Below are 1,882 nucleotides of genomic sequence, written 5' to 3'. Positions count from 1 at the left end.
AGTCTGGAAGATGTGCTTGACGCATCCAACACGGTGTTGCTGTGCGCGCCGGTATCGAACGGTGAGGTCAGCTACCAGGGCTTCGTCAACGAGGAACAACATGTCGGACTGCCGCTTGCAGACTTGGCGGAGCCTACGCGGAGTGTCTCGTCGACGTTCTTCGATCTGACGCGGCAGCCGCGGCGTATCCTGACGAGTCCCTGCTGGACGGGCCTGGTCAACGACGGTCGTGCGTATTCCGCCTGGTGTATGAATGTCGAGCGCTTGGTGCCTTGGCGTACGCTAACTGGTCGGCAATCTCTGTATCTCGACCATCAGTGGTACCTCGACTTTGGTGAGCATATACCGACCTACAAGCCGCGGCTCAATCCGCGGAAGACCGGCGATATTGTGAAGAGCCGGGTTGATGATCGCTCGCTGGTGCTGAACTACATCACGCCGCACGGCAAGTGGAACATTCACTCCACCTACAAAGACAATCACCGCATGTTGATGCTGTCTCGCGGCATGGACCCGGTGTGGATCAATGATAGGGATGCAGAGAAGGTCGGTATCGAGGATAACGACTGGGTCGAGGTCTACAACGACAACGGTGTGGTCGTGACACGCGCCAATGTCAGTCGTCGAATCCAGCCTGGCACCTGTATGTATTACCACGCGGTTGAACGCACGGTGTACATTCCGAAGTCCCAGGAGCGGAAGTGGCGCGGTGGCGGACACAACAGTCTGACGCGTATTCGTATCAACCCGTTGTTCCTGGCCGGTGGCTATGCCCAGTTCACCTATGGATGGAATTACTGGGGACCGACCGGCATCTTCACGCGCGACACGCATGTCGTCGTGCGTAAGATGGAGAAGCTGGAATGGTAGGTGATATCGCGACGCAGACTATGAGCTTGCAGCCCATTTGAACTACCCGGGAATTGCTAAAGCCGTTTGGTGTGAGTCACGCTGCCAGGGCCGATTCTCCTATGGCTTAGCAGCATCGATGATCCCCCTCGGCTTTGGAAAGGCGGTTGATGGCCTCAACGAGAGAGGGGACCTGGCTGTCGTTGCGTCATACTGAAGCGTATTCGACCCTCGCGATGTAGTTGCGCAGTCGATCAACTAAAGACGTTCAGGAGAGTGCCGTCCTATACGATGGAGCTCGCCGCCCTTGTACAGCATGGTCGTAAGCTTGGCGAAGACTTGCTCGGTCGGTTCCTGTCAGCACGCGTGTTAGATGTGTCACTTCATTTAGATGGGACGGCTAGTTGCTTCGGCCAGCCACGCTAACCTTTTTAGCCGCTTTAATGTCAAGTCAATCGCCCGGATTTGGCGAGGCGTGTCTGTCGACCAATGAGTCTTTTCGTCCGATGGTGTTTGCGGGCGCTAGCGTTTGCTAGCGCCGCTGCTGCAGTGCTGGCTTCGATCGGAGGGTGGTCATGGTGGATGCATTGAACCTCGGCCGGCGTCTGCGGGTGCGCTCGACCGCCTATGTGGCGGGTGAGCAGCTGCCGTTTTTCTGGCCGATTCGTAATTTTATCAGCCGCAATCCGCTGCGGGGGCTCGAGAGCATGCCATTCGAGCAGGCGGTGCGCCGTGGTGCGGAGCTGTTTCATGCGCGCATGTTCCTGCCGCGCAGCAACTACCAGCAGTGGCAGCGCGAGGGCAAAGTTCGGCAGGACACCCTCACCGAGGAAATCGGGCGACGGTCGCAGGATCTGCCCTCGGTGCCAGGCATCGACTGGTCTCGCTGGCTGCAGGCGCTGATGCAGTTGCCGCATGACCGCGAAGTGGTGGTACGGGGCGTGCGGGCGAAGGACGTCCACGCCGCGATGCACGGCCGTCCGTCTTCCGCGGAGGCTGTCGACGTTGCGGCGCTGTTGCCGGATCTTGAGCA

Annotated in this window: 2 protein-coding genes; both read left to right on the top strand. The window is 58.9% G+C overall.

The genetic code is table 11. The features are described 5' to 3' along the window. On the top strand, positions 1-870 hold an 870-nt coding region (locus tag GGQ85_RS20655), incomplete at its 5' end, for a molybdopterin dinucleotide binding domain-containing protein (protein ID WP_309776080.1). Between the two features lie 554 nt (positions 871-1,424). After that, a partial coding sequence (locus GGQ85_RS20650) for a putative inorganic carbon transporter subunit DabA (RefSeq protein ID WP_309776079.1) occupies positions 1,425-1,882 on the top strand: 458 nt, incomplete at its 3' end.

This window comes from Nitrobacter vulgaris (assembly GCF_031453995.1).
Lineage (GTDB): Bacteria > Pseudomonadota > Alphaproteobacteria > Rhizobiales > Xanthobacteraceae > Nitrobacter > Nitrobacter vulgaris.
Note: the sequence above shows the minus strand (reverse complement) of the source record. Positions and strands in the feature narration are given on the sequence as shown.